Origin of the sequence: Vibrio sp. 10N.222.48.A3, from assembly GCF_041475345.1 — a bacterium.
GTDB classification, from domain to species: domain Bacteria; phylum Pseudomonadota; class Gammaproteobacteria; order Enterobacterales; family Vibrionaceae; genus Vibrio; species Vibrio tasmaniensis_A.
Window position 1 is genome coordinate 1 of the sequence record NZ_JBFRVX010001477.1, and the last position, 405, is coordinate 405.

1 protein-coding gene is annotated in these 405 nt (G+C 38.0%); it reads left to right on the plus strand.

Going from position 1 to position 405, the window contains the following annotated elements:
* On the plus strand, window positions 1-405 hold a 405-nt coding region (locus AB4653_RS27235; protein ID WP_372105799.1), incomplete at both ends, for a hypothetical protein.

The window sequence follows — 405 nt, forward strand, 5'->3', positions numbered from 1 at the left end:
GCTGACGTTTCTGCTGCTCAGCATTATTTTAAGGAAAATGTTCGAGCTAATGACGAAGAGTTTGCTAAAAAAATTAATTATCCCGCGATCGAGAAGCAAGCTGATGCTGTCTCTATTTTCAGCTTTATTGATTCTGTACATCGTGCAAGTACTAACAATGGACTTGAGACGTATAAAACTTTTACTGATATAGAAGATCACCTAAAGAAGCAGTGGGCTGGTATGTTCTTTTCCTTTCTTCAGAAACGAAAAGAACAAGATAAAGTCGAAGAAATGACCACTATATTAGAAAAACTCGCGGGGTCATCGACCAAGCTCGAAGTACTTGTTAGTAGCTTGCATGACAACTCGGTTGGTGAAGACAATACTTCAAAGTTACTAGAAAAATCACAACAACATGAAGAC